This is a genomic window from Inconstantimicrobium porci, from assembly GCF_009696465.1.
GTDB lineage: Bacteria > Bacillota > Clostridia > Clostridiales > Clostridiaceae > Inconstantimicrobium > Inconstantimicrobium porci.
In genome coordinates, this window is record NZ_VULX01000001.1 from 12,605 (window position 1) to 37,815 (window position 25,211).

Sequence of the window (25,211 nt, forward strand, 5' to 3'; positions counted from 1 at the left end):
TCTATTGTAAATAGAGAAAAAAACAATTATAATTATAATTGTTTTTTAATCTATGGAGGAGTTACATATGTCTAATTTGTGGGAGAGTATTTACCACCCCGATTATATTACTGGATATAATCCGTTTATAATAAAGAATATGAATAGAGCAGTAGATAGAATGGTTGCAGCTATAAATCATAGGGAGAAAATAGTGATTTATGGTGGATGTGATGTGGATAGTCTTTGTGGTATTGCGTCATTATTATTGATATTAAAATATCTTAATGCAGATGTTGAATATTTAATTGATGATATATCCGGGAATAATAATGTTATAGATAGTAGTACAATAAAAAATTCTATTGATTTTTTAGGGGCTCAGTTATTGATATCTGTGGGAGTGAACTTCGCTTCGAATGATGAAGTTGAATTATGCAAACAACTTAATATTGATAGTATTGTTGTAGAAAATAAAAAGACAGTTAATGATAAAGAAATAATATATATTAATCCAAGTGAAAGAGATTGCACATATAGATACAAGGATTTATCTACAAGTGGAATCACTTTTAAGCTTATGCAGGCTATAGCGATTTACTATAATATGAATAGAATTAATAGATATCTTGATCTTATACTGCTAGGTACTATGTGTAAGGAAATAAATACGCAGGGTGAAAATAGGATCTTCTTAAAAGTAGGAGAAAAATATCTAAAGGCTACTGATAATTATGGCCTTAAAGCTATAATGAGTAGCTATAAGATAAATGAGATTAATAAGAATAGTATTTGGGATATAATAAGAATATTAACTCCTATATCTGGGGTTGTAAGCAGAAGAGATAATGCCAGAATAGTTGTTGAGCTTCTGACTACCGATGATAAAGATAGGGCTAAACAGATTGTTAAATACTTAAAAAAAGGAAGGCTTGTTCAGATTTAGTACATAATTAATATAGGCAGTTTTATAAACAACATAATTGCAGGAAGAGTTAATGCTATATATAAAATTGAATATATAGTTTTTATCTGTTCATATAATATTAATTTAAGTCATGCCATTTACAAAAATCAAGTAAGAATATGGAGGAGTAATTATGGAATTAAAAGAAAAGATTAGAGTTATTGATGGTTTCCCAAAAGAAGGTATAAGCTTTAAGGATATTACTACTTTAGTAGCTGATGGTGAAGCTTTTAAAGAATCAATAGACAAAATTGCTCAATATTTAAAGGATAAAAATGTTGATGTAATTGTAGGACCAGAAGCAAGAGGATTTATTTTTGGTGTTCCAGTAGCATATGCTATGGGAATTGGTTTCGTTCCAGTTAGAAAACCAGGTAAACTTCCAGCTGAAACTATAGGAGTTGAATATTCTCTTGAATATGGTACAGATAAACTTGAAATGCATAAAGATGCTATTAAAAAAGGACAGAGAGTTGCAATAGTAGATGATCTTCTTGCTACAGGTGGTACAATAGAAGCAGTTGCTAAGCTTGTTGAGCAAGCTGGAGGAGAAGTTGTTTCTATGGATTTTGCAATTGAACTTACAGATTTAAATGGCAGAGAAAAACTTAGCAAGTATGACGTTATGTCTTTAGTTCAGTACAACGTATAACTTATTGATTGTAAGGAAAAAATGTAATATAATAGTGATAATATATGGCTGGTTACTTAACCAGCCTTTGATTTTAGAATAATTATGTTGTTGTGAGGAGATAAAAAGCTAATGTTAGATAGTATACTACAAAAAATAAAAGAAAATAAGTTAAATGTTGATATAGACTTAATAACAAAGGCTTATAATTTTGCTTTTGATGCACACAAGGACCAGAAGAGGGAATCTGGTGAACCATACATAATCCATCCTATTTGCGTTTCGGAGATACTTGTTGATCTTGGGATGGATACCAATACAATTATTGCAGGTCTTCTTCATGATGTTATAGAGGATACTCCATATACTTACGATGATATAAAAAATTTATTTAACGATGAAGTTGCTAATCTTGTCGATGGTGTTACTAAACTTGGAAAAATAAAGTATATGACAAAAGAAGAACAGCAGGCAGAGAACGTAAGAAAAATGTTGCTTGCTATGGCTAAAGACATAAGAGTAATAATAATTAAACTGGCAGATAGATTATATAATTTAAGGACTTTAAAATTTAAAAGCCCTGAAAAACAGAAAGAAAAAGCAAAGGAAACTTTTGATATTTATGCTCCTCTAGCACACAGATTAGGTATTTCTAAAATTAAATGGGAACTAGAAGATTTAGCTTTCAGATATCTTCATCCAGATGAATATTATGACCTTGTTAAGCAAATTGCTGAAAAAAGAGTTGAAAGAGAAACTTATATTAAAAAGGTAATGGAAGATCTTGGGAATAATCTTGATGATGCAGGAATCCAGGCGGATATTGATGGAAGACCAAAGCATTTTTATAGTATCTATAGAAAGATGGTTAATAAGAATAAAACACTTGACCAGATTTTCGATCTTACAGCTATACGTGTGCTTGTTGGTACGGTTAAGGATTGCTATGCTGTGCTTGGTATTGTACATACAATATATAAGCCTATTCCAGGAAGATTTAAGGATTATATAGCTATGCCTAAACCTAATATGTATCAATCGCTTCATACGACTGTTATAGGACCTCAAGGAAAAACATTTGAAATTCAGATAAGAACATTTGAAATGCATAAAACTGCTGAGTATGGTATTGCTGCTCACTGGAAGTACAAAGAAGTAGGCTCAGAGGTTACTCATACTGATTCTTTTGAAACTAAGCTTTCGTGGCTGAGAGATATGCTTGAATGGCAGAAGGAAACATCTGATGCTGAAGAATTTATGGAAGGTTTCAAGATGGATCTGTTCACGGACGAAATATTTGTTTTTACGCCTAAAGGGGTAGTAATCAATCTTCCTAAGGATGCAACACCTGTTGACTTCGCATATAAAATTCATACTGATATAGGAAATAGGTGTGTTGGTGCTAAGATAAACGGTAAGATGGTTACTCTTGACCATAAGCTTAAGACTGGAGAAATAATTGAGATACTTACATCAGCTGTTGCAAAAGGACCTAACATGGACTGGCTGACTTTTGTTACAAGCAATCAGGCCAAGACAAAGATAAAGCAGTGGTTCAGAAAGACTAGGAGAGTAGAAAATCTTGATAAAGGTAAAGAACTGCTTGAAAAGGAATGTAAAAAGCAACTTGTTAATTTCTCTGATTTTAGTAAATCAGAGCTATTTGCTAAGATATTTAAGAAATACAATTTCAACAGCATAGATGATGTATATGCTGCAGTAGGAGCAGGTATGCTTCTTGCTTCATCCCTTGTTTTAAGATTAAAAGAAGAAACTACTGATCATCACATTAGTAATGAACAGATTTTAAAAATGACAGAAGAACAGGCTCAGAAGAATGAAAAGAAAGACAGAGCTTCAAAAGGTAGTTATGGCATAACTGTTAAGGGTGTTGAAAATATTATGGTTAGATTTTCAAAGTGCTGCAGCCCTGTACCTGGTGATGAGATAGTTGGATTTATAACAAAAGGGAGAGGCGTTTCAATACATAGAAAAGATTGTACTAACTTAAAGTCAATGTCTGATGAAGAAAAGGAGAGACTAGTTGAAGTAAGCTGGGGAGAAGAAAAAGGCAAGGGATATTCAGCTGAATTCCAAGTTGAAGCTGAAGACAGAACTGGACTTCTTGCAGATATAATGCAGCTTATAACTAATGATAATCTTCAGCTGACATCACTTAATGCCAAGTCTTTAAAGAATGGTGTGGCCGTGATGAATGTTATGGTGACAGTTGACAACAAGGAAAAGCTTAATACTCTTATGAAGAAAATAAAAGCAATAAGAGGAGTTATTGAAGTATATAGAATGAATAGTTAGGGAGAGATTATGAGAGCAGTTGTACAAAGAGTTAAAGAATCAAGTGTAAAGATAGATGGCAGCATTGTTGGAAAAATAAATAAAGGGTTTAATGTACTTATTGGTATATCAAAAGATGATACTATTGATGATTTAAAATATATTAAAGATAAAATCATGAACTTAAGAGTTTTTGAAGATGAAAATAATAAGATGAATCTTTCCATTAAGGATGTTAATGGTGAACTTTTAATAGTTTCTCAGTTCACTTTATATGGTGACTGCAGAAAAGGGAGAAGACCAAATTTCATGAATGCTTTATCTGGTGATGAGGCAGAAAAATTATATGAAGAATTTCTTGGAATGATAAGGCAAGAAAATATTGTAGTTGAAACAGGTGTTTTTGGCGCTGATATGGAAGTTTGCATTATTAATGATGGACCTGTAACACTGCTTATTGATAGTAAAAAAACTTTTTAGGAGTGATTTTAATATGCTTAAGATTTTTTCAATGGTGGTTGGAGAATATGGTGAAAACTGCTATGCAGTTCATGATAAACAAAGCTTAAGAAGCTTTATAGTTGACCCTGGTTCAGAACATGAAAGAATATTAGATGGATTAAAGAAGCATAACATTAAGCCTGAGTTTATACTTATTACTCATGGACATCTTGACCATGTTAATGCTGTTGATGCAATGGTAAATGAATTCGGTATTCCTGTTTATATTGCCGAGAAGGATATGACGGCAGTAAGAGAAGGAAGAACTATATTCGGTACAATAGTGAGTGATGTTCAGTATATAAATGATGGTGATATAATAAAGTTTGGCGATAAGGACATTAAAGTTATATCAACTCCAGGTCATTCAATGGGGGGAGTATGTTTCGCTATTGATGATATTATATTCAGTGGAGATACTTTGTTCTATACAGCAGTAGGTCGTACAGATATGTATGGAGGCAATTACGAAGAAATATTAAGAAGTGTGAAAAATAAGCTTTTTACACTTCCAGATAATACAGTAGTCCTTCCGGGACATGGACAGAGCACATCAATTGGATTTGAAAAGGCAAATAATCCATTCTTTATGTAATATTTAGAGCTTTTTATCTACAGTTTATTATTGGTATAGACGAAAAAGCCAATGTATGATTTATATTGTATAATTCAGGATGAAATTCATGAGACTATCGCTCATGAATTTCTGAATTTGATGGAGCACATCTCCAAACTTTTGCAAAAGATTAAGGCTTAGGCGAGTTTTAAAGAGGACTTGTCCTCTGCTTAAGCAGACATTCCAAATCTTTGATTTGGCATGTTCGCTTATGCCTTGGCTAGAACTCCCATTGGGGAGTTCAATCTGAAATTATACATTTTAAATTATAAATTACTAAATAATTTCGCTATAGTTGAAATATATAAATTTATATTAATGAATAACTAAATGAAGCAATAATTTAATAGTGCTGGGGGTGAATAGATGGAAATTACAATTAAATTAAATGATATGTCTCACAGATATGCTGTTTATCATATATTCAACATTTTCTATACATTTGATGATATTAAATTTGTAGAAGAATCAGCACAGTTTGAAGTTGAAATAGATGAAAAAATCAAACTTAAGAATGATAAAATTGAAAGAGTTTATGATTTCGATGAAGAAAGAAATAAGGAATGCATAAAGAGAGCAGTCTTTAAGTTTCTTGAGGAAGTTACAGGAGATAATTATCCATGGGGTACTCTTATTGGTATAAGACCAAGTAAGATTGCCTTAAAGCTTCTTAGTGAAGGAAAAAGCAATGAAGAAGTACTAAAGTATTTTAGTGATAAGTATTTAGCTTCAGTAGAAAAAACACAGTTGTGTATTGATGTTGCAGAAAAAGAAAAAAGTTTTGTAAATAAAAAAGAAAACAGCATTGCAGTATACATAGGAATGCCATTTTGTCCTACAAGATGTCTTTATTGTTCTTTTGCAGCGAATCCTATTGCAGGATGTAAAAGTCTTGTTGAACTATACTTAGAAAGTCTTTATAAGGAAATAAAAGCTATCTGTAGTTATATAGATGAAAAGCAGCTTTATGTTGAATCAGTTTATTTTGGTGGAGGAACACCGACTTCAATTAACAATGAACAGTTTCATGAAACTATAAAATTGGTGTATAATAGTTTTGTTAAATGTCGAAATGTCAAAGAATTTACAGTTGAATGTGGAAGGCCAGACAGTATAACTGAAGAAAAACTTAAGTCAATGAAAGAGTATGATGTTACAAGGATAAGCATTAATCCTCAGAGTATGAATGATGATACACTTAAAGTTATTGGCAGACATCATACTGTTGAAAGCGTTAAGGAAAAGTTCAATCTTGCAAGAAAACTTGGATTTGATAATATTAATATGGATATTATCATAGGGCTTCCAAATGAAGGAATTGGTGAAGTTGAGAATACAGTGAGACAGATAAAGGATCTTTCTCCTGATAGTCTTACAATTCATGGATTAAGTATAAAAAGAGCATCGAGACTTCATGAAAATATAGTATTAAAACATGAAGTAAGTATTGCAAAACAGGATGAACTTGTTAAAATGTATAAGGCGACTAATAATCTTGCATTATCAATCGGGCTTGAACCATATTACATGTACAGACAGAAGAACATGGTTGGTAACATGGAAAACTTAGGTTTCTCAAAACCAGGAAAAGAGTGTATCTACAATATTGAAATGATAGAGGAAAGACAGACTATTATTGCATTGGGAGCAGATGCTGTTTCAAAAGTAGTAAATCTTGAAACAGGCAAGATTAAAAGATTTGGCAATGTGAAGGATGTACGTGAGTATGCCGACAGAATAGATGAAATGATTGAAAAGAAGATTAATCTTTTAGATACAATATATTAGATTGGAGAGTTGAGTATGGGTAACAAAATGCAGGCACCTAAGGGTACTAAGGATATGCTGCCAAGTGATGCATACAAATGGCATTACATAGAAGATAAGCTTAGAAAGCTGTCTGATGAATTTGGAGTAAGAGAAATAAGAACACCTATGTTTGAAAGCACTGATCTGTTTAAGAGAGGTGTTGGTGAAACAACTGATGTTGTTCAGAAGGAAATGTATACTTTCGAAGACAAAGGTGGAAGAAGTATTACATTAAAACCTGAAGGTACAGCACCAGCAGTAAGAGCGTTTATACAAAACAGTCTTTATGCAGATGCACAACCAACAAAAATGTATTACTTTACTGATGCATTCAGATATGAAAATGTTCAGAAGGGAAGACTTAGACAATTTCATCAGTATGGAATTGAATTTTTCGGTTCAAGTGAGCCATCAATAGATGCCGAAGTAATAACTCTTGCTGTAAGAGCGCTTAAGGAATTTGGGCTTAAAGATTTAAGCATTAATATAAATAGTCTTGGATGCCCTGAATGCAGAAAGAAATATAACGAAGCACTGAAAGAATATTTCAAATCTAATTATGATGATTTATGTGAAACATGTAAATCAAGATTTGACAGAAACCCTATGAGAATTCTTGACTGTAAGGAAAAGAAATGTCAGGAAATAGGTAAGGGTGCACCAATAATATTAGATTATCTTTGTGATGATTGTAATGCACATCTTGAAAAGGTAAAACAATACCTTGAGATAATGGGCATTCAATATAAATTAGATCCTTATATTGTAAGAGGACTTGATTATTATACTAGAACTGTATTTGAGGTACTTAATAATGGTCTTGCTATTTGTGGTGGTGGAAGATACGACAAATTAATAGAAGAACTTAACGGGCCACAGATGCCAGCAATAGGATTTGGTCTTGGCCTTGAAAGATTGTTATTAGTATTGGAATCAGAAGGTATAGAAATACCTAAGCCTGTTTATAATGATTTATATATTGGCTCAATTGGTGAAAATGCACATCTTAATGCATTTAAGTATGTAAATCTTCTTAGAGAAAGAGGTTTAAAATGCGAATGCGATCATATGGCAAAGAGCGTTAAGGCTCAGATGAAGTATGCAAATAAGATAGATTCGAGATTTACTATTATTCTTGGAGATGACGAACTTGCATCTTGTAAAGCTAAGATGAAGAGAATGAGCGATGGTGAGCAGTTCGAAATTGACTTAAATAATTTAGATGAAATAGCAAATATGGTTTTAAATAGTTAGGAGGAAGTAGAAAATGGGCGAAGCATTAAACGGCTTAAAGCGTTCAATAATGTGCGGTGATGTGAGAGAAGAGCACATAGGCAAAAAAATAACCGTAATGGGTTGGGTTCAGAGAAGAAGAAATCTTGGTGGTCTTGAATTCGTAGACTTAAGAGATAGAGAAGGAATCCTTCAAATAGTATTTGGGGATAAAATTAATGCAGAAGCTTTTGAAAAGGCATCTAAAATAAAACCTGAATACTGCGTTGCAGTTACTGGAGAAGTAGTTAAGAGAGAATCTGTAAATCCTAATATGCCTACTGGTATGGTAGAAGTTAAGGGTGAATCATTAAAGATACTTTCTGAATCAGATACTCCACCTATAGATATAAAAGAAAATGCAGAAACTGCAGAAAACTTAAGATTAAAGTATAGATACTTAGACTTAAGAAGACCAGATATGCAGAATATATTCAAAATAAGAAGCAAGGTAAGCAAAGCAATCAGAGATTACTTAGAAAGCACTGGATTCCTTGAAGTTGAAACTCCAATGCTTACAAAATCAACACCAGAAGGTGCAAGAGATTATCTTGTTCCATCAAGAAACTATCCAGGAATGTTCTATGCACTTCCTCAGTCACCACAGCTGTTCAAACAGTTATTAATGGTTTCTGGATTTGATAAGTACTTCCAGATAGTTAAGTGTTTCAGAGATGAAGATTTAAGAGCTAACAGACAGCCTGAATTCACTCAGGTCGATCTTGAAATGTCATTCGTTGAACAGGATGATGTTATGGCTTTAAGTGAAGGGTTAATTGCTCATGTATTCAAAGAAGTAGCTGGTGTTGATGTTAAGCTTCCAATAAAGAGAATGACATTCAAAGAAGCTATGGAAAAGTACGGTTCAGATAAGCCAGATCTTAGATTCGGTATGGAAATCACAGATATTACAGAAGCTGTTAAGACTTCAGACTTTAAGGTATTTAAGGGCGCAATCGAAGATGGCGGTTCTGTAAGAGCTTTATGCTTAAAAGGCGGAGCTACAATGGGAAGAAAGGATATCGACAGATTAGGTGAATTTGTTAAGACTTATAAAGCTAAGGGTCTTGCATGGATTCAACTTAAGGAAGAAGGAATCAAATCTCCAATTGCTAAGTTCTTAAGTGAAGATGAAATGAACGCTATAGTAAGCACTATGAATGCTGAAACTGGCGATTTAATCTTAATCGTTGCAGATAAAAACAAGGTTGTATTCCAGAGTCTGGGAGCTTTAAGACTTGATCTTGCTAAGAAGTTCGATTTAATCAAAGACAAGAATGAATTCAACTTCACTTGGATTACTGAATTCCCAGTATTTGAATGGAGCGATGAAGAAAATAGATATATGGCATGCCATCACCCATTTACAGCACCAATGGATGAAGATATTGATATAATTGAAAGCGATAAAGAACATGCAAGAGCTAAGGCTTACGATTTAGTATTAAATGGTGAAGAACTAGGCGGTGGATCAATAAGAATTCACAACATGGAACTTCAGGAAAGAATGCTAAGAGCTTTAGGTTTTAATGAAGAAGATGCATGGAAGAAGTTTGGATTCCTATTACAGGCATTTAAATTTGGACCACCACCACACGGCGGACTTGCTTTTGGTCTAGACAGAATGATAATGTTCCTTGCAGGAACTGAAAATATTAAGGATGTTATAGCATTCCCTAAGAATCAGAATGCATTCTGCTACTTAACTGAAGCGCCAAACATAGTTGATGAAAAACAGCTTAATGAATTAGGAATAGGTGTGTTACCAAAGGAAAACAAATAATTATGGAAGATGAAAAGTTAAAAAAAGATATTCTTTTAAGACTCAGAAAAATCGAAGGTCAGGTCAAGGGTATTCAAGGTATGATTGATAAAAATACATGCTGTGATGATGTACTAGTGCAGATAGCAGCAATTCGTGCTGCTATAAATAGAGTAGGCGGGCTTATACTTGAGAATTATGCTAAAAACTGTCTTGAGATTGGATCAACTGATGAAGAACAGGAAAAACTTAAAAATCTTATTAGTACCATAAATAAATTTGTAAAATGATAATAAATATAGCCGACACAGCAAAATGTGTCGGCTTTTTATATAAAATAAGATGAATATAAGAAAAGAAATTCGTGAGTAGTATTAAGCCTTACGGGTTTCTTTTGCTTTTAAGAAAGTTCTTTGAGTATTTTTATTCCTGCAAGAGTAATCAATAATATTCCTGCTGTCATAGTAATAAATTTTTTATTATTATTCATGAAATCTCTTACTGGGCACAACATTTTATTCATATCTTCTTTAAAATCAGATCCTTCGTTATTGCTGTCTTCAGGTTGTGAAGTGTAAGTATAATAATGAGTTTTACTAAAATGGTCATGGTCACAGCAACAATTTGATTTAGCAGTTATTTTGGGGATTTTTACACGTTTTCCAAGATAGTTTAGTTCTTTCTGCAGATTAATGCCGATACTGTTATACATTTTAATCACCTCTATATAATTGTGCCCAAAGAGTAATAAAAATATAGAGGAATAAATAGGAGAAATGTTTTATTCATAATTGCGATTTGTTGAATATTAGCATTTAATCGGATATAATTTAGTTAATGATGTAGATACATTTTTTGAATTTAAATTATGTTTTAGAATTTAATGACGAATTGTATTTAAGATAATGTATATAATATAAAAAGATGAGGTATTTATGGAATTAAAAAAGATAAATGAGAATGATTTAATATTTTCTCTTGATATAGGTACTAGAAGCATAAATGCAACAGTGGGTATCGTAAGGGACAAGAAGTTTGCTGTTATAGCTGAAAAGTTTATAGAGCATAAAGAAAGAGCTATGGTTGATGGACAGATACATGATATTAATCTTGTATCTTCCACTGTAAGACAGATAAAGAAGGAGCTTGAAGATGAGATAGGATGTACCTTAAAGGATGTAGCCATTGCTGCAGCGGGAAGATTCTTAAAGACGGTTGAAGCTGAATATGAAACTGAAATAGATGAAGAGGCTGAAATTGATTCGACATTAGTTAGAAGCTTAGAGATGAGTGCAGTAAAAAATGCCGAAACTGAAATAAATAAAACAACTGAAGGTAAACTATACTGTGTAGGCTATTCAGTGAAGAATTATTACTTGAATTCATACATAATTTCTAATCTTATCGGACATAAAGGTGCTACTGTAAAGACAGAGATAATTGCAACTTTTCTTCCAAGATCTGTTGTGGACAGCCTTTATTCAGTAATGAACAAGGTTAACCTTAAAGTAGTTAATCTTACACTGGAGCCTATAGCTGCTATGGAAGCAGTAATACCTAATAAGTTAAGATTATTAAATCTTGCGCTTATTGATATTGGAGCAGGAACTTCGGATATAGCAATTTGTAGCGATGATTCTGTATCTGCCTATGGCATGGTGCCTCTTGCTGGCGATGAAATTACTGAAGCAATTGCCCAGAACTGTCTTGTTGATTTTAATACTGCAGAATCAATTAAAAAACAGTGCACTGAAAATGAAGAAGTTACTTATACAGATGTGCTTGGACTTGAAAATACAATGAAAAGCAGTGACATTTTAAAAGTTATTGATCCACTTATAACAAAGATGGCAGAAGAAGTAGGTACAAAAATAGTCGAGCTTAATGGAGGAAAATCTCCTAGTGCTGTATTTCTTGTAGGTGGCGGCTCGCATACACCTTTTATTAGAGAAAGGCTTGCAGAAAAACTCAATATTCAGCCTCAGAGAATTGCAATAAAAGGAAGAGATGCTGTTACAGACTGTGTATGTGAAAATCTTGATATTGGTTCAACAGGTGTAACAGTTCTTGGTATAGCGCTAGTAGCTATTAAGAATATGGGAAAAGATTTTATTGATGTTACTCTTAATGATAACATTATTAGTCTGTTTAATTCTCATAAGCATACAATAATGGATGTGCTTATACATGCAGAAATTAATCCTAAAATACTTATGGCTAGAAATGGGAAGACGGTAAGATTCACTGTTAATGGCTCTAAAAGGCTTGCCTTTGGTGAGTTAGGAAGAAATTCAGTAATTACGCTTAATGATAAGGAAGCAACATTAGAAACTGAAGTTACTAATGGTGATGAAATAAAGATTCAGTATGCTGTAAATGGCAAAGATGCCGCTCCAAAGGTACTTGAGTTTATGGGCATTGTAGATGAAAAATTTATATACTATAATGATAAGATTATCAATCTTGAACCACTTATAAAGATAAATGGCGAGGAATGTGATGCTGAAGCAGTAATAAAAAATGGTGATGATGTTGAGATAATAGTTCCTAAGACAATAAGTGATATTAAAAAGTACGTTTTAAAGGACGAGTCTGTAAAAATAATTATTGATGAATGTGAGATTCCTGATGATTACGAAGTTACAGATGGAGAAAGACTAAATTCTCTAAAAGCAGAAGAAAAAATTGATGAAACTGTTTCAGCTGAATCAAAGGATGAAAAAAGTGAAAGTGTGAAATCATATAATGATGAAAACATTGAACTTGAAGTAAAAGTTAATGGTGAAAAGTGTATATTAAAGAATAAAAAGCAGTATATTTTTGTAGATATATTTAACTTTATTGATTTTGATACAACTCTTATAAAAGGAAGTATTAAATTGCTGCTTAATGGTAAAGAAGCAGCATATACAGATGTTCTTAAAAAAGATGATGAAATAAGAATATTTTGGGAATAAGGAGGACGAAATGGATATATATAAAGAAGCTTTAGACATAGAAGATATTTTAATAAGCTTAAGAAGAGATTTCCATATGCATCCTGAACTTGGGTTTGAAGAGCATAGAACAAGTGGTAAAATTAAAGAATTTCTTGATTCATTAAACATACCTTATGAAACTTATGCAGGTACCGGCGTATGTGGCATAATCACAGGAGAAAAGAAGAGTGATGAAACAAGAGTTATTGCATTAAGGGCCGATATAGATGCGCTTCCGATGCAGGAGAAAAATACTTGTGAATATAAATCGCTTAACGAAGGAAGAATGCATGCCTGTGGACATGATGCACACACAACTATTCTTTTAGGTACTGCCAAACTGCTGAATGATCATAAAAGTGAATTTTCAGGTATAGTCAAACTTATTTTTGAACCTGCAGAGGAAACTACTGGAGGAGCACCAGTAATGATTAAAGAAGGTGTTCTTGAAAATCCTCATGTTGATGCAATAATAGGTCTTCATGTTGATGAAAGCATGGAATACGGCAATATTAAGATTAAGTATGGAGTAGTTAATGCAGCATCAAATCCTTTTACTATCAAGATTAAAGGAAAAGGAGGACATGGTGCGCAGCCACATACTACTGTTGATCCAATAGTAATAGCATCTCAGGTGGTTTTATCACTTCAGACAATAGTAAGTAGAGAGATTGCACCAGTTAATCCATCGCTTATTACTATTGGAAGCATACAGGGGGGAACTGCCCAGAATATAATTCCTGATGAAGTATGTCTTAAGGGAATAATAAGAACAATGACTAAAGAAGACAGGGAGTATGCTAAGAAGAGACTTAGAGAAGTGGTAAATGGCATATGTGTGACAATGAGAGCTGAAGCTGACATAGAAATAGAAGAAAGTTATCCATGTTTATATAATGAAGATTCAATGGTTGATGTTGTAAAGACAGCGGCATGTACCGAAATAGGAGAAGAACATGTGCTTAATCAGAAGAACCCAAAGATGGGTGTTGAAAGCTTTGCATATTTTGCAGAACAGCGTGATTCAGCATTTTATTTCTTGGGAATTGCAAATAAGGAGAAAAATATTATACATCCTCTACACAATTCCTTATTCGATATTGATGAAAGAGCCCTTGCAGTTGGAGTCGCTATACAGACAAAAGCAGTTCTTAATTATTTGACAAAATAGCTAAAAAGGCTTAATGTAAGATATTGTTGACTTTATACAATAAGAAAAATAACAACAAATGAAAATATATTTAGGAGTTGATCTTTTTTGCAGATTTATATAGGGCCAAATGAGGCTGGACAGAGACTTGATAAGTTTTTAAGAAAGTACCTTAAGGAAGTTCCTTTAAGCAGAATATTTAAAGGAATAAGAAAAGGTGATATTAGAGTAAACGGAAAAAAAGAAAAAGAAAAGTATGTTCTAGAACTTGATGATGTTCTTGAGATTAAATACATGAATGTTGATGATGCAAAAAGCAAAGTTAAAAAATTCAATAAAGTTAATACTGGAAAATTAAAAATAACATATGAAGATGAAAATATGCTACTGATTGAGAAGTGGCCAGGAGTACTTGTTCATTCTGATAAAAAGAATGGTGCCCCTACACTTACTGATTATGTGTTGTCATATCTTAATGAAAGAGGAGATTATACTCCAGAAACAGAAGTCACATTTACACCAGCTTCTTGTAATAGACTTGATATGAACACATCGGGTATTGTTATTTTCGGTAAAAACTTTGAATCTCTTAAATGTCTAAATGAAATGATAAGGGAAAGAAAGATAGATAAATACTATATGGCTTTAGTTAAAGGCAGAATAGAAAATGGTTTATATACAGCATACATAAGTAAAGATGAAGAAAAAAACATTTCAAAAGTATATCATGATAAAAAACCTAATACAAACAAGATTCAGATGAAGGTTAATGTTGTTCAGACAAATGGAGCTTATTCACTTGTTGAATTAGAGCTATTAACAGGAAAAAGTCATCAGCTAAGAGCTCACTTAGCTTTTTTAGGTAATCCGATAGTTGGTGATCCTAAGTATGGAGATAGAAAGTTAAATTCTTTCTATGATAATAAATATGGTCTAAATTATCAATTCCTTTATGCATATAAGCTTATTTTCAGAGATGTTCCTGAAAAATTAGGATATCTAAAGAATAAGACCATTGCAGAGAGTCTTCCACCAATATTTAAGAAGATTAAGAAGGATGTTTTTAAATTTACCTTTTAGAATGATAGGAGAAAAAAATGGGAGAGCAATCAAGTAAAAATGGATTTTTAATGCTGACAATAGCGGGTATACTATCAAAATTACTGAGTGTTTTATATATGCCGTTCTTAAACAGTATTATAGGCATGGAAGGAGTAGGTACTTACCAACAGGTATATGAAGTATTTACTTTTGTATATGCATTGACAGGTACAGGAATACAGACAGCAATTGCAAAATATATATCTGAACTATCAGCACAAGGACAAGAAAAAGATGCATTAAGAGCCTTTAATCTGGCGCGAAAATATTTATTTTTAATAGGGGTTACAGTTACTCTTATTCTTATGATACTTTCTAAACCTATATCTGAATTAATTGCTAATCCAAATATAACATATGGACTTATTGCACTTGCTCCTTCAATCGCTATTACTGCAATGCTTAGTACATATAGAGGATATTATCAAGGACAGAACAGAATGACATCAATAGGTATTTCACAGGTTGTTGAGCAATTCTTTAATGTTGCTGTTAGTCTTATATTTGCAGCATTACTTATAAAATATGGTTCTGCATTTGGTGCTGCTGGAGGTACTATAGGAACTGGAGCTGGTGCTCTTGTTGCTACTGCATTACTTCTTTTTTCATTTATAAAAAATAGATTAGATAGACAGGCAAGAAGCAGAGATATTGCAGGTATAACTGTAAGCAGAAAAGAACATCTTACAGTCCTTCTATCATATGCATTTCCTATTATTTTAAGCAACGGAATGCAAAATCTTGGTGCATTAATTGATGCAACTCTTATCAGTAGAAGATTGCAGTTTAGTGCAGGTTTTGATCGTAAAGCAGCTACTATACTATATGCACAGCTTGGACTTTATAAGCAGTTATATTATGTGCCACTTGTTATTATAACAGCCCTTGTAACTACTGTGATTCCAGCAATATCAAGAAATTATGTGTTGAAGGACAGAAAAGCAGTAAAATCAAATGTAAGGCTTTCGCTAAGAGTTACGATGCTTGTAATAATACCATGTGGTTTTGGCCTTTCAGTACTATGTAATGAGATATATGAAGTTCTTCATTATCAAGGAGCATCACTTATGGTTACGGGTGCCTTTGTAACAATATTCATGGCTATTGTGCAGACACAGTCGGCTATCCTTCAGGGAACTAATGAATTTTACTCTGTTGTAAAATCATTAATGATTGGTATAGTATTAAAGATAGTATGTAACTATACGCTTGTCGGTATAAAAGGCATAAATATATATGGGGCCATTATTGGCGGATATGTTTGTTTTGTATTTCCAATGATAATTAATCAACGCAGAATCAACAAGCATTTAAATATGAAGCTTTCATTAGTAAAGATGAGTCTCAAACCTTTAATAAGCAGTATATTTATGAGTATGGTTATTTTTGTTGTAAGAATACCAGTATACTGGATTGCAAGAAAAATGCATATAAGAGGAGTAATAGCAGCATTTCCTTTAGTGATAGTTATCATAGCTGGTGTTGCAGCATATTTCTACGCTATAGTTGAATTAAGGGGAATAACTAAGCTTGATATCGATGCAATGTCACCAAAGTTATATAGAATAATACCTAAATTCTTTAAGAAAAGAATAAAGACATAATAGATAAATTTAAATATAAGAGCAGTCTGATTTTTTCAGGCTGCTTTTTCTTAGAGAAAAATATTCTATTTAGTGAATAACGCAGAAGAGAATAGCGAATAGTTTAGGTTAAAATTCATTATTAGCTATTCACTCTACTTTGATATCTTAGAGCAAATAGTGCCATTGCTCCATATCCTGCTATCATTACGATAGTATTTTTAACGATTGGATTGAATGATGACATAAATGGCAGACATAACTTTATCATAAAGTAAATAAGTATTGCTGCCAAAATGAATATAACTATATTACAGAGTGATATATCAAGATCAACATTTTTCTTAACTTCATGCAGATTTAAGAAAAGGCTTAATGAATTTATGATCAATGCTGTAATTGCATAGCCATAGACGTTTATTCTATATATACCTGTTAGAAAATATAGACATGTTACTTCTAGTGTTTCTGTAATAATTGCATTTCTTAAGATGATTTTCTGTCTTGATAGACCATTTAGTATTCCAAACATAGACATAGCTGAAAAAGAAATTGGGCAAACTATAGAGGCCGCTCTTATATATAAGCCTATGTCCTTTTTGCTGAAGAACATATAGCCTAAAGAGTCAGGAACTGTGTTGCAGACTATTATAGTAGCTAGTCCTAGTAAGAATGATATAGCGAGTACTTCTTTAATTCTGGATTTAGCTAAAAAGTAATCTTTTTGTTCCATTGTCTGAGATAAGTCAGGAACGAGAACTGTATTAAGTGAATTTATGATGACTATAGGAAAGTTTGAGATAACTATGGCCATACCTGAATATTTTCCTATCATCTCAAGGGCAGATGAGTATGAAAAACCCGCACTAACCAGTCTTCTTGGAACAACAAGTGCTGATAAGGTATAAAAACCATTATTTAAAAAAGCATTTAAACATAAAGGTAGTGAAACTATAATTATATCAAAAACAAGCTGAAACGAGTTTTCTGTTTTTGATGGCACGTACTGTATTTTTCTTTTCGTATATCTGAAATATAAATACAAAAGAAAAAGACTTTGAAATTCGCCATAAGTTAAAGCGATATATGCAGCACATACGAGTGTTGATAAGTTATCTGTTGACAAAGCTACTACAATCATTAAAAAGACAACGATTCTCATTGCTTTTTCAAATATATCTACAATTGCAGGCATTGTTATTTTAGAGATGCCGTAAAAATATCCCTTTAATATATTAGATAAAGCAATACATATCATTGCAGGACATGTTATTTTAATAGCCAATATTGTCCTTGAATCTTTTACCCACATCATACCTATTGCAGGAGCTGCGAAAAATACCATGATACCGATAATAATAGCCCAAATGAAATTAAAGACAGCAAATGATTTTAAACTTTTAAACAGACTACTGTAGTCATGTCTGCTTGAGTATACTGCAGCTATTTTTGAGATAGCTGCAATTATTCCTGCTGTCATAAGACCAATGAATAAGTTGTAAATTGGCATTACTAGATTGTAAAGACCTACACCTTCAGCTCCTAAGATTTTAGAAAGGTATATCGAGAAAATAAACCCTAACATTCCTACAGTTATGTTAGCAGCTGTAAGCAAAAATGTATTTTTGTAAAAAGAGTTCTCTTCGTTCATTTGCCATCCTCCAATTAAACATTCAATATTAAATTCATATTCAGATAATGTAAAAATATTCTTTAAAATTATTTGAGAGTAAAAGTTATTATTTTTAAGAAATTTTAATATTATATTGTAGGTTGATAACTTGTATTTAAAGGAGGGAAATATGAAATCATTTTTAAAATATATCTGCATTATAGCGTTATCACTTGGAGCAGCTTTCATGTTATATAATTTTGTGAGTTATAGTGGTCTTAATATTAATGATGAAAAAGTAGATTATTCAATTGATATAAAAGGAATAAGCAACGTAGTGGATTTTGATATTTATGATGATAACCAGTTTTTGATTGCTAAAAACAACTGTATTTTGCTTAAGAAAGAGGATGGTGCCATAAAGACTCTTTATACCTGCGAAGAGGGAAGGATAACTGCCATGGCACTTGTGAATCGCACAATATTTATGGTGGAAAATAATAAACTTATATCATTTAAAATCGATAGCAATGAAAAAAAGGAAGTAATAAATAATATTCCGATTATAGGTAAAAATGATGAATGCAGGCTTCTTCCTTATAAAGATAAGGTGCTTCTATCAATCAGTTCAGTTACAAATTCAGGCATTATGGAGGATGGACAGGTTTCTTTTGGTAATGAGGTGTATGACAGAACTCCAATTGACGTCTATTCAATGGGGAGTAAATTTGATAAAGATGAAACCGGAGTTTTCTGTCCTAAAGGAAAGTCTAATAATAAAGATGAAGTAATCAAGGGAGTTATTCCTGCCAATGCTTGTATTCTCAGTATTGATCAGAATAATAATGTTAAGATATATGCAAGCGGAATAAAAAAGGTTGAAGGATGGTGCATTACAGATGATAACAAACTTTATGCTGCTGTTGGTGGCATGGAAGAAAAGGGGTTAAGGCCAGTTGCTAATGATACTGATTATATATATGAAATAAATGAAGGTGAGTGGCTTGGATGGCCTGATTTTAGCGGAGGGGATCCTGTAACATCTCCAAGGTTTAGGGTTAATGATGAAAAGGTATCCTTTGTGCTCGATAAACATATTTCTGAAAATCCGAAAGCACCGTTATATCAATGTGATAAGCTCAACAGTATTTCCTGTATGGCATCAGCACCCAAAACAATCTGTAAAGATAGCGGCATAATATTTTATGATAAAAAAGATAATCAGCTCAAGTTTTTTAAGCGGGGAATTATTCCTTGTAAGTTAATAGATGCTGGGAGAAATTGCGAAATTATCAGCATCAAGCAGAAAGACAATGTAATCTATATGTTGGACGGTAAAAAAGGAGTCATCTATAAAATATTTGAAAAACAGGCTGTAAACAATAAAGATAAAAATATTCTTCTTTATTTTACTATAGGATTATTTATGATTGGGCTGATCTATATCATCTTCAGCCTGGGAAAGAAACAGGAGAGATAGGAGATAAGAGTTATGAGATAAGAGAAAAGGATTGAACTCCCTTAGGGGGAGTTCTTAAAAGAGGAGTGAAACTCCTCTTTAAAACTCCTTCATAAGATATTAAGAATTTGAATTACATAAAACTATATTGGTGAAGACAAATAAGGTTACCGCTCTTATATCTCATATCTTTTACAGGAATATATTGCAAAACAAAGAATATACATTAATAAGTGTTGAATTTTAGGTATAAATAATTTAAAAAAGGGGTGTGTTTTATGAATATGGTTGTTGATATGTCAAAGTATGTTTTTAATGGTGATGTTATTGATATTGGTGAGGGTAGTTATAATGTAATTTATAATACAATCAAGTGTAGTGATGATGAGATAAGCATTGATTATGTTGAGGATGAGGAAATGATTGAGGATAGGAAATATGATAGTTGTGTTTATTTTCTTACTCTCGGAAAGCTGGTTACTAAAAGAGGAAGAGAAATGATGATAAAAAAAGGTATAAATTTCTTGAAGAATAATGGCACGCTATATCTGTGGGATATAATGAAGGTTAAGCGCGAAAGATTGGATTTAAATTTGAAGATATTGATGCCTGATGATAAAATAAAAGTTATTAAATATGAGAATAAAAACTTGTTTTCTGAGAATAATGAAAGAGACCTCAAATCTATGATAAGTAAGTACTTTAATATAGAAGAGGTGAAAACAAGCGACAGGATTATATTTATAAAAGCTAAAATGAAGGGAATAAACGTATAATGAAAATTTTACTGACAGGTATAAATTCAAGGTATATTCATAGTAATCTTGCTATCAGATATTTGAAAGCTTATACAAAAGATCTTGATGCAGAATGCATAATAAGGGAATATACAATAAACGATAGGATAGAAAATATTCTAGAGTCTATAATCAAGGAGAAAGCTGATGTTGTTGCATTCTCATGTTATATATGGAATATGGAATATGTTAATCAGCTTTCAAAACTTATTAAACTTGTGGATGAAAACATAGAAATACTTTACGGAGGTCCTGAAGTAAGCTTTGATAGTACAGCTGTGCTTGAAGAAAACCCAGGTGAATATGTAATCAGTGGTGAAGGAGAAGAAACATTCAGGGATTTTGTCCTTTACAAATTAAATCAAAAGGAAATTAATAAAATAAAGGGACTGACTTATAGGAATAAGGATGGAGAAATAATAAATAATGGAATAAGGGAAAATATGAATATGGAAAATCTAATATTCCCTTATGAAGAAGATGAAAATCTTGATAACAAGATAGTATATTATGAAGCATCAAGAGGATGTCCCTTTGGATGCAAATATTGCTTGAGTTCAACAGAACATAGAGTAAGATTCCTTGATATAGAGAGAGTAAAAAAGGAACTTATGTATTTCATCAACAAAAAGGTTAAACTTGTTAAGTTCGTTGATAGAACATTCAACTGCAGACATGATTTTTCAATGGCAATATGGAAGTTTCTTATTGATAAGGATACAGAAACTAAATTTCATTTTGAACTTTCAGCGGATCTTTTAAGTGATGATGAAATAGCACTTCTTAATACAGCACCTAAGAACAGGTTTCAGTTTGAAATTGGTGTTCAGACAACAAATGAACAGGTGCTTAAGAATATACATAGATATGTTAAGTTTGACCACTTAAAATCAAAAGTTCTCGGTATTGAACGTGGCAAAAATATAGACCAACATCTTGATCTCATAGTTGGACTTCCTGGAGAGGATTATAAGTCATTTAGGAATTCTTTTAATGATGTGTATTCATTAAGACCTGAAGTAGTTCAAATAGGATTTCTTAAACTGCTTAAAGGTGCAGCAATGAGAGATGAGGCTAAACTGTGGGGGATGAAATATTCACCTTATGCTCCATATGAAGTACTAAGAACTAACTGTGTCTCATATGATGAAATAGTTGAATTAAAGAAAGTTGATGAAATGGTCGATAAATATTATAATTCTGGCAAATTCAAGAATATAGTGAATTATTTGTTGCCAAAGTTTGAGACACCTTTTGATTTTTATCTTTCGCTTGCAAGATTCTATGATGAAAAAGGATATTTTAATAAAAGTATAGGAAATGTGGAATATTATAATGTATTCCATGAATTCAACATGTCCGAACTAAATGGTGAATATCAGGATATATTTGATGAGATAATAAAGTATGATTATCTTATGTTTAATAAAAAGAGATGGTTGCCTCCATTCCTTAAAAGGCATCTAGAAAAAGAAGAAGAAAGAGAAATAAAGGAAGACTTACGAGGAAACGAACCATTTAAGAGAATGCACATTGAAAAATACTCCATAAATATGAAGGAATATCTTGAAAAAGGCAGTATTAAAAATGAATATTACTACTTGATTTATGATGAGGATACAGCAGAAAAAGTCGAATACAAGAAAAATATTTAATGTTTTTTAAATAACATTAAACTTCCTGTGATATTATGCGATAATTTATATGAATTTATTTATACTTGTACTATTGAAAAAATCATAAAAAGTAGTATAATAAAATAAAGTAATTAATACTATATAAAGTATTAATGTATATATGATAAATGGGTTAAAGGTGGTGATAACTTGTCAATAGAAGCGTTAAAGGAAATTAAAAAGTCTGAAGCTGAAGCTGAAAGCATGATTCAAAGTGCTAAGGATAAGAGCAAAGAAATAGTTTCTACAGCTCATACTGAAGCAGAGGAACAATACGTCTCTATCATTAATAACTTCAAAGCAGAATCTAAAAAGATGATGGATGAAGCAGTTAATGAAGGAAATCAGGAAGCTAAGCCTATTTTAGAAAAAGGCGAAGTCGAAGCTAGAAATATCTTGGAAGTATCAGAAGATAAGATTAATAGCGCAGTCAAATTAGTTGTTGAGAGGATAGTGAACATTCATGGCAATAGTTAAAATGAATAAATTCACTTTGCTTTCTTTTGAATCAAATCAAGATAAGATTCTAGAGGAATTACAAGGCTTTGAAGGAGTACAATTTATCGACCTTCAGGATCCAGAAGTAATAAAGGAAAATGAAATTTTTGAAACTCTTGATAAAGGTAAGGCTGGTAAAGACTTATCAGAATATGAAGATTCATTATCAAAGGTTAAATTTTCTTTAGATCTTCTAAAAGGATATGTACCAAAGGAAGGAATGCTTAGTTCAGTTCTAAATGATAAAAAGGTTATATCTTATAAAGATCTTAAAGAGTCTGTTGAGCAAGGTGAATGGAAGAATATTTACCATTCTTTAAAAGAAAAAGATGACAAGATAAGTGAGCTTAACAATGAAAAGAGCAAAAATGAAACAGACATTGAAGGATTTAAGCCATGGCAGAATTTTGATGCGCCTTTAAGCATGCTTAAAGAATTAAAGGAAACATCATATTTTGTTGGAAGCTGTGCTGTTCAATATGAACAGAGTATAGCAAAAGATCTTGAAGAATTAAATGTTCCATACTTTGTTGAACATATTAACAAAACAAGTAAGGATATTTATTTCATGATTTTATGTTCAAAAGAACATGAAGAATTAGTATCAGATGCTATAAAGAAATATGGTTTTAATTCATTACACTTATCATATGATGAATCTCCAAGCAAGATAATAGAATCTTGCAAAGAAAGAATTGCTGAAATTAATGCTGAGGAGGATGCAATCAAGGCTGAAATGGCTAAGTTTGCTGACAAGGTAGAAGTTTTACAATTGGCTTATGAATACTTTACTTCTTTAGTTGAAAGACAGAATGTTAAAGAAAACTTCGTTAAGACTGATAAAGTAACAGCTATAATAGGCTGGAATGAGGTAGACAATAACAAGAAGCTTGAAGAAAGAATAAAGAACATAGTTGGAGATGAATACTATTTAACTTTTGAAGAAGTAAAGGAAGAAGAAAGGGAAAATAATAAAGTTCCTATAAAACTTAAAAATGGCGGCTTTGCAGGTCCATTTGAAAGTATAGTTGCGATGTATGGATTGCCTCAATATAAGGAAGTTGACCCAACACCAATACTTTCTGTATTCTATTTCTTATTCTTTGGAATGATGTTATCAGACGCAGGATATGGTTTAATGATGGCTTTAGTATGTGGATTCGTAATGATGAAGACTAAAGACAGAGAAAAGAAGAACACTTATAAGTTATTTTTCTTCTGTGGACTTTCTACAATATTATGGGGAGCTATATATGGCGGATGGTTTGGAGATTTATTATCTAAGTACTTGGGATTAAATATTCCAATATTAATAAACCCAACTACAGATATAATGACTATGTTTATTATGTCATTAGCATTTGGTATAATTCATATATTTGTAGGTCTTGGAATAAAGGCTTATTTATATGCAAGAGAAAAACAGTATGCTGCAATAGTATTTGATGTAGTATCAATATACTTTATAATAATCGGTGCAGTAATGCTTCTAGCTGGAATGATGGCTGGCATGACAAGTCTTGAACCAGTAGGAAAAATATTATTAATCGCAGGAATAGTAATACTTGTTCTTACAGCTGGTAGAGAATCTAAGTCAATCGTAGGAAAAGCTATTGGAGGACTTAACGGAGTTTACGGACTTACAAGTTACCTTGGAGATATAATTTCTTACTCAAGACTTATGGGACTTGGACTTGCAACTGGATTTATTGCTAATGCATTAAACTTAATAATAAACTTATTCCCAGTACCATTTAGATGGATAATAGGACCAGTTTTATTTATTGCACTTCATGGATTTAACTTAGCAATAAATGCTTTAGGTTCATATGTTCATACAGCAAGATTACAATATCTAGAGTTCTTTAACAAATTCTATGAAGGCGGCGGAAACAAATTTAATCCGTTCAAGCTTTCAAGTAAGTTTGTAAAAGTAACTGATAATAATGATTCAGTAAGCAGATAAGCTTATTAGAAATATATTTATAGACATAACTGTCATATTTAAGGAGGAAATTATTAATGAATACTTGGATTGAATTTTTCGTTAAAAACGGTGGATTAATTTTCGCACTACTAGGAGCTGCATTAGCAGTAGGTTTAGCTGGTATAGGATCAGCAAAAGGTATAGGTATTGCAGGAGAAGCTGCATCAGGATTAATGTCAGAAGAACCAGAAAAGTTTGGTAAATCAATCATCTTAGTTGCACTACCAGGTACACAGGGTCTATACGGATTCGTTATTGCACTTATTCTTTTCACTAAAGTTGGTATAATCGGTGGAGAAGCTCCAGAATTCGCTAAGGGATTATCTTACTTCATGGCTTGTCTTCCAATAGCAATCGCTGGATGGAAATCAGCTATAGCACAGGGTAAAGCAGCAGCTGCTGGTATCCAGGTTTTAGCTAAGAAACCAGATGACGTAATGAAGGGTGTAACTTTTGCAATCATGGTTGAAACTTATGCATTATTAGGATTCGTTGCATCATTATTCATGGTACTATTCATAAAATAGTTTGGAGTGAA

At 32.2% G+C, this 25,211-nt stretch carries 21 protein-coding genes; 19 read left to right on the plus strand and 2 right to left on the minus strand.

Features of this window, described 5'->3' with window-relative positions; all coding sequences use genetic code 11:
- The first annotated feature begins 67 nt into the window (after window positions 1-67).
- The 9 genes from FYJ33_RS00075 (at window position 68) to FYJ33_RS00115 (ending at window position 10,122) form a co-directional block, all read left to right on the plus strand.
- Window positions 68-925, plus strand: coding sequence for a DHH family phosphoesterase (locus tag FYJ33_RS00075; protein ID WP_154529735.1), 858 nt, complete (start codon window positions 68-70; stop codon window positions 923-925).
- 154 nt (window positions 926-1,079) lie between these two features.
- The gene (locus FYJ33_RS00080; protein ID WP_154529736.1) at window positions 1,080-1,598 is read left to right on the plus strand and encodes an adenine phosphoribosyltransferase; all 519 of its coding nucleotides are present in this window, start codon (window positions 1,080-1,082) and stop codon (window positions 1,596-1,598) included.
- Between the two features lie 111 nt (window positions 1,599-1,709).
- Window positions 1,710-3,893, plus strand: coding sequence for a RelA/SpoT family protein (locus tag FYJ33_RS00085; protein ID WP_154529737.1), 2,184 nt, complete (start codon window positions 1,710-1,712; stop codon window positions 3,891-3,893).
- A gap of 9 nt (window positions 3,894-3,902) precedes the next feature.
- Window positions 3,903-4,352 carry a D-aminoacyl-tRNA deacylase gene (dtd, locus tag FYJ33_RS00090; RefSeq protein ID WP_154529738.1) on the plus strand — a complete coding sequence of 150 codons (450 nt, stop codon included), beginning with the start codon at window positions 3,903-3,905 and terminating at the stop codon, window positions 4,350-4,352.
- 13 nt (window positions 4,353-4,365) lie between these two features.
- Window positions 4,366-4,968, plus strand: coding sequence for an MBL fold metallo-hydrolase (locus FYJ33_RS00095; protein WP_154529739.1), 603 nt, complete (start codon window positions 4,366-4,368; stop codon window positions 4,966-4,968).
- Between the two features lie 387 nt (window positions 4,969-5,355).
- The gene (locus FYJ33_RS00100) at window positions 5,356-6,777 is read left to right on the plus strand and encodes a coproporphyrinogen III oxidase (RefSeq protein WP_154529740.1); all 1,422 of its coding nucleotides are present in this window, start codon (window positions 5,356-5,358) and stop codon (window positions 6,775-6,777) included.
- Between the two features lie 15 nt (window positions 6,778-6,792).
- A complete protein-coding gene (gene hisS, locus FYJ33_RS00105) occupies window positions 6,793-8,052 on the plus strand; it encodes a histidine--tRNA ligase (protein WP_154529741.1) in 1,260 nt (419 codons plus the stop codon).
- Between the two features lie 13 nt (window positions 8,053-8,065).
- Complete coding sequence (aspS, locus tag FYJ33_RS00110) at window positions 8,066-9,853, plus strand: aspartate--tRNA ligase (protein ID WP_154529742.1); 1,788 nt, start codon at window positions 8,066-8,068, stop codon at window positions 9,851-9,853.
- A 2-nt stretch (window positions 9,854-9,855) separates the two neighbouring features.
- On the plus strand, window positions 9,856-10,122 hold the full coding sequence (locus FYJ33_RS00115) for a metal-sensitive transcriptional regulator (RefSeq protein WP_154529743.1): 267 nt from the start codon (window positions 9,856-9,858) through the stop codon (window positions 10,120-10,122).
- 110 nt (window positions 10,123-10,232) lie between these two features.
- On the opposite strand, the gene FYJ33_RS00120 is transcribed toward FYJ33_RS00115, so the two are convergent.
- The gene (locus FYJ33_RS00120; RefSeq protein WP_154529744.1) at window positions 10,233-10,544 is read right to left on the minus strand and encodes a hypothetical protein; all 312 of its coding nucleotides are present in this window, start codon (window positions 10,542-10,544) and stop codon (window positions 10,233-10,235) included.
- 223 nt (window positions 10,545-10,767) lie between these two features.
- Between FYJ33_RS00120 and FYJ33_RS00125 the strand changes: the two genes are divergently transcribed.
- The 4 genes from FYJ33_RS00125 to FYJ33_RS00140 all read left to right on the plus strand — a co-directional run bounded on the left by FYJ33_RS00125 (window position 10,768) and on the right by FYJ33_RS00140 (window position 16,665).
- Entirely contained in the window at window positions 10,768-12,789 is a 2,022-nt protein-coding gene (locus tag FYJ33_RS00125; RefSeq protein ID WP_154529745.1) for a cell division protein FtsA, read from the plus strand.
- A 10-nt stretch (window positions 12,790-12,799) separates the two neighbouring features.
- Entirely contained in the window at window positions 12,800-13,981 is a 1,182-nt protein-coding gene (locus FYJ33_RS00130) for a M20 metallopeptidase family protein (RefSeq protein ID WP_154529746.1), read from the plus strand.
- Window positions 13,982-14,068: 87 nt separating this feature from the next.
- The gene (locus FYJ33_RS00135) at window positions 14,069-15,040 is read left to right on the plus strand and encodes an RluA family pseudouridine synthase (RefSeq protein ID WP_154529747.1); all 972 of its coding nucleotides are present in this window, start codon (window positions 14,069-14,071) and stop codon (window positions 15,038-15,040) included.
- 17 nt (window positions 15,041-15,057) lie between these two features.
- Entirely contained in the window at window positions 15,058-16,665 is a 1,608-nt protein-coding gene (locus tag FYJ33_RS00140) for a putative polysaccharide biosynthesis protein (protein WP_154529748.1), read from the plus strand.
- A 121-nt stretch (window positions 16,666-16,786) separates the two neighbouring features.
- Here FYJ33_RS00140 and spoVB read toward each other — a convergent pair whose 3' ends face one another.
- Window positions 16,787-18,295 (minus strand): stage V sporulation protein B, encoded by a 1,509-nt coding sequence (spoVB, locus tag FYJ33_RS00145; RefSeq protein ID WP_154529749.1) that lies wholly within the window; start codon window positions 18,293-18,295, stop codon window positions 16,787-16,789.
- Between the two features lie 151 nt (window positions 18,296-18,446).
- On the opposite strand from spoVB, the gene FYJ33_RS00150 reads away from it, so the two are divergent.
- The 6 genes from FYJ33_RS00150 (at window position 18,447) to FYJ33_RS00175 (ending at window position 25,200) form a co-directional block, all read left to right on the plus strand.
- Window positions 18,447-19,736, plus strand: a complete 1,290-nt coding sequence (locus FYJ33_RS00150) for a hypothetical protein (RefSeq protein WP_154529750.1) — start codon at window positions 18,447-18,449, stop codon at window positions 19,734-19,736.
- 257 nt (window positions 19,737-19,993) lie between these two features.
- Window positions 19,994-20,491, plus strand: coding sequence for a hypothetical protein (locus FYJ33_RS00155; RefSeq protein ID WP_154529751.1), 498 nt, complete (start codon window positions 19,994-19,996; stop codon window positions 20,489-20,491).
- On the plus strand, window positions 20,491-22,167 hold the full coding sequence (locus FYJ33_RS00160; protein ID WP_154529752.1) for a B12-binding domain-containing radical SAM protein: 1,677 nt from the start codon (window positions 20,491-20,493) through the stop codon (window positions 22,165-22,167). Before FYJ33_RS00155 ends, FYJ33_RS00160 begins: the two co-directional genes overlap by 1 nt.
- 171 nt (window positions 22,168-22,338) lie before the next feature.
- Window positions 22,339-22,665 carry an ATPase gene (locus FYJ33_RS00165; RefSeq protein ID WP_154529753.1) on the plus strand — a complete coding sequence of 109 codons (327 nt, stop codon included), beginning with the start codon at window positions 22,339-22,341 and terminating at the stop codon, window positions 22,663-22,665.
- Window positions 22,652-24,652, plus strand: coding sequence for a V-type ATP synthase subunit I (locus FYJ33_RS00170; RefSeq protein WP_154529754.1), 2,001 nt, complete (start codon window positions 22,652-22,654; stop codon window positions 24,650-24,652). Before FYJ33_RS00165 ends, FYJ33_RS00170 begins: the two co-directional genes overlap by 14 nt.
- Window positions 24,653-24,708: 56 nt before the next feature.
- On the plus strand, window positions 24,709-25,200 hold the full coding sequence (locus FYJ33_RS00175) for a V-type ATP synthase subunit K (protein ID WP_154529755.1): 492 nt from the start codon (window positions 24,709-24,711) through the stop codon (window positions 25,198-25,200).
- The last annotated feature ends 11 nt before the right edge of the window (window positions 25,201-25,211 follow it).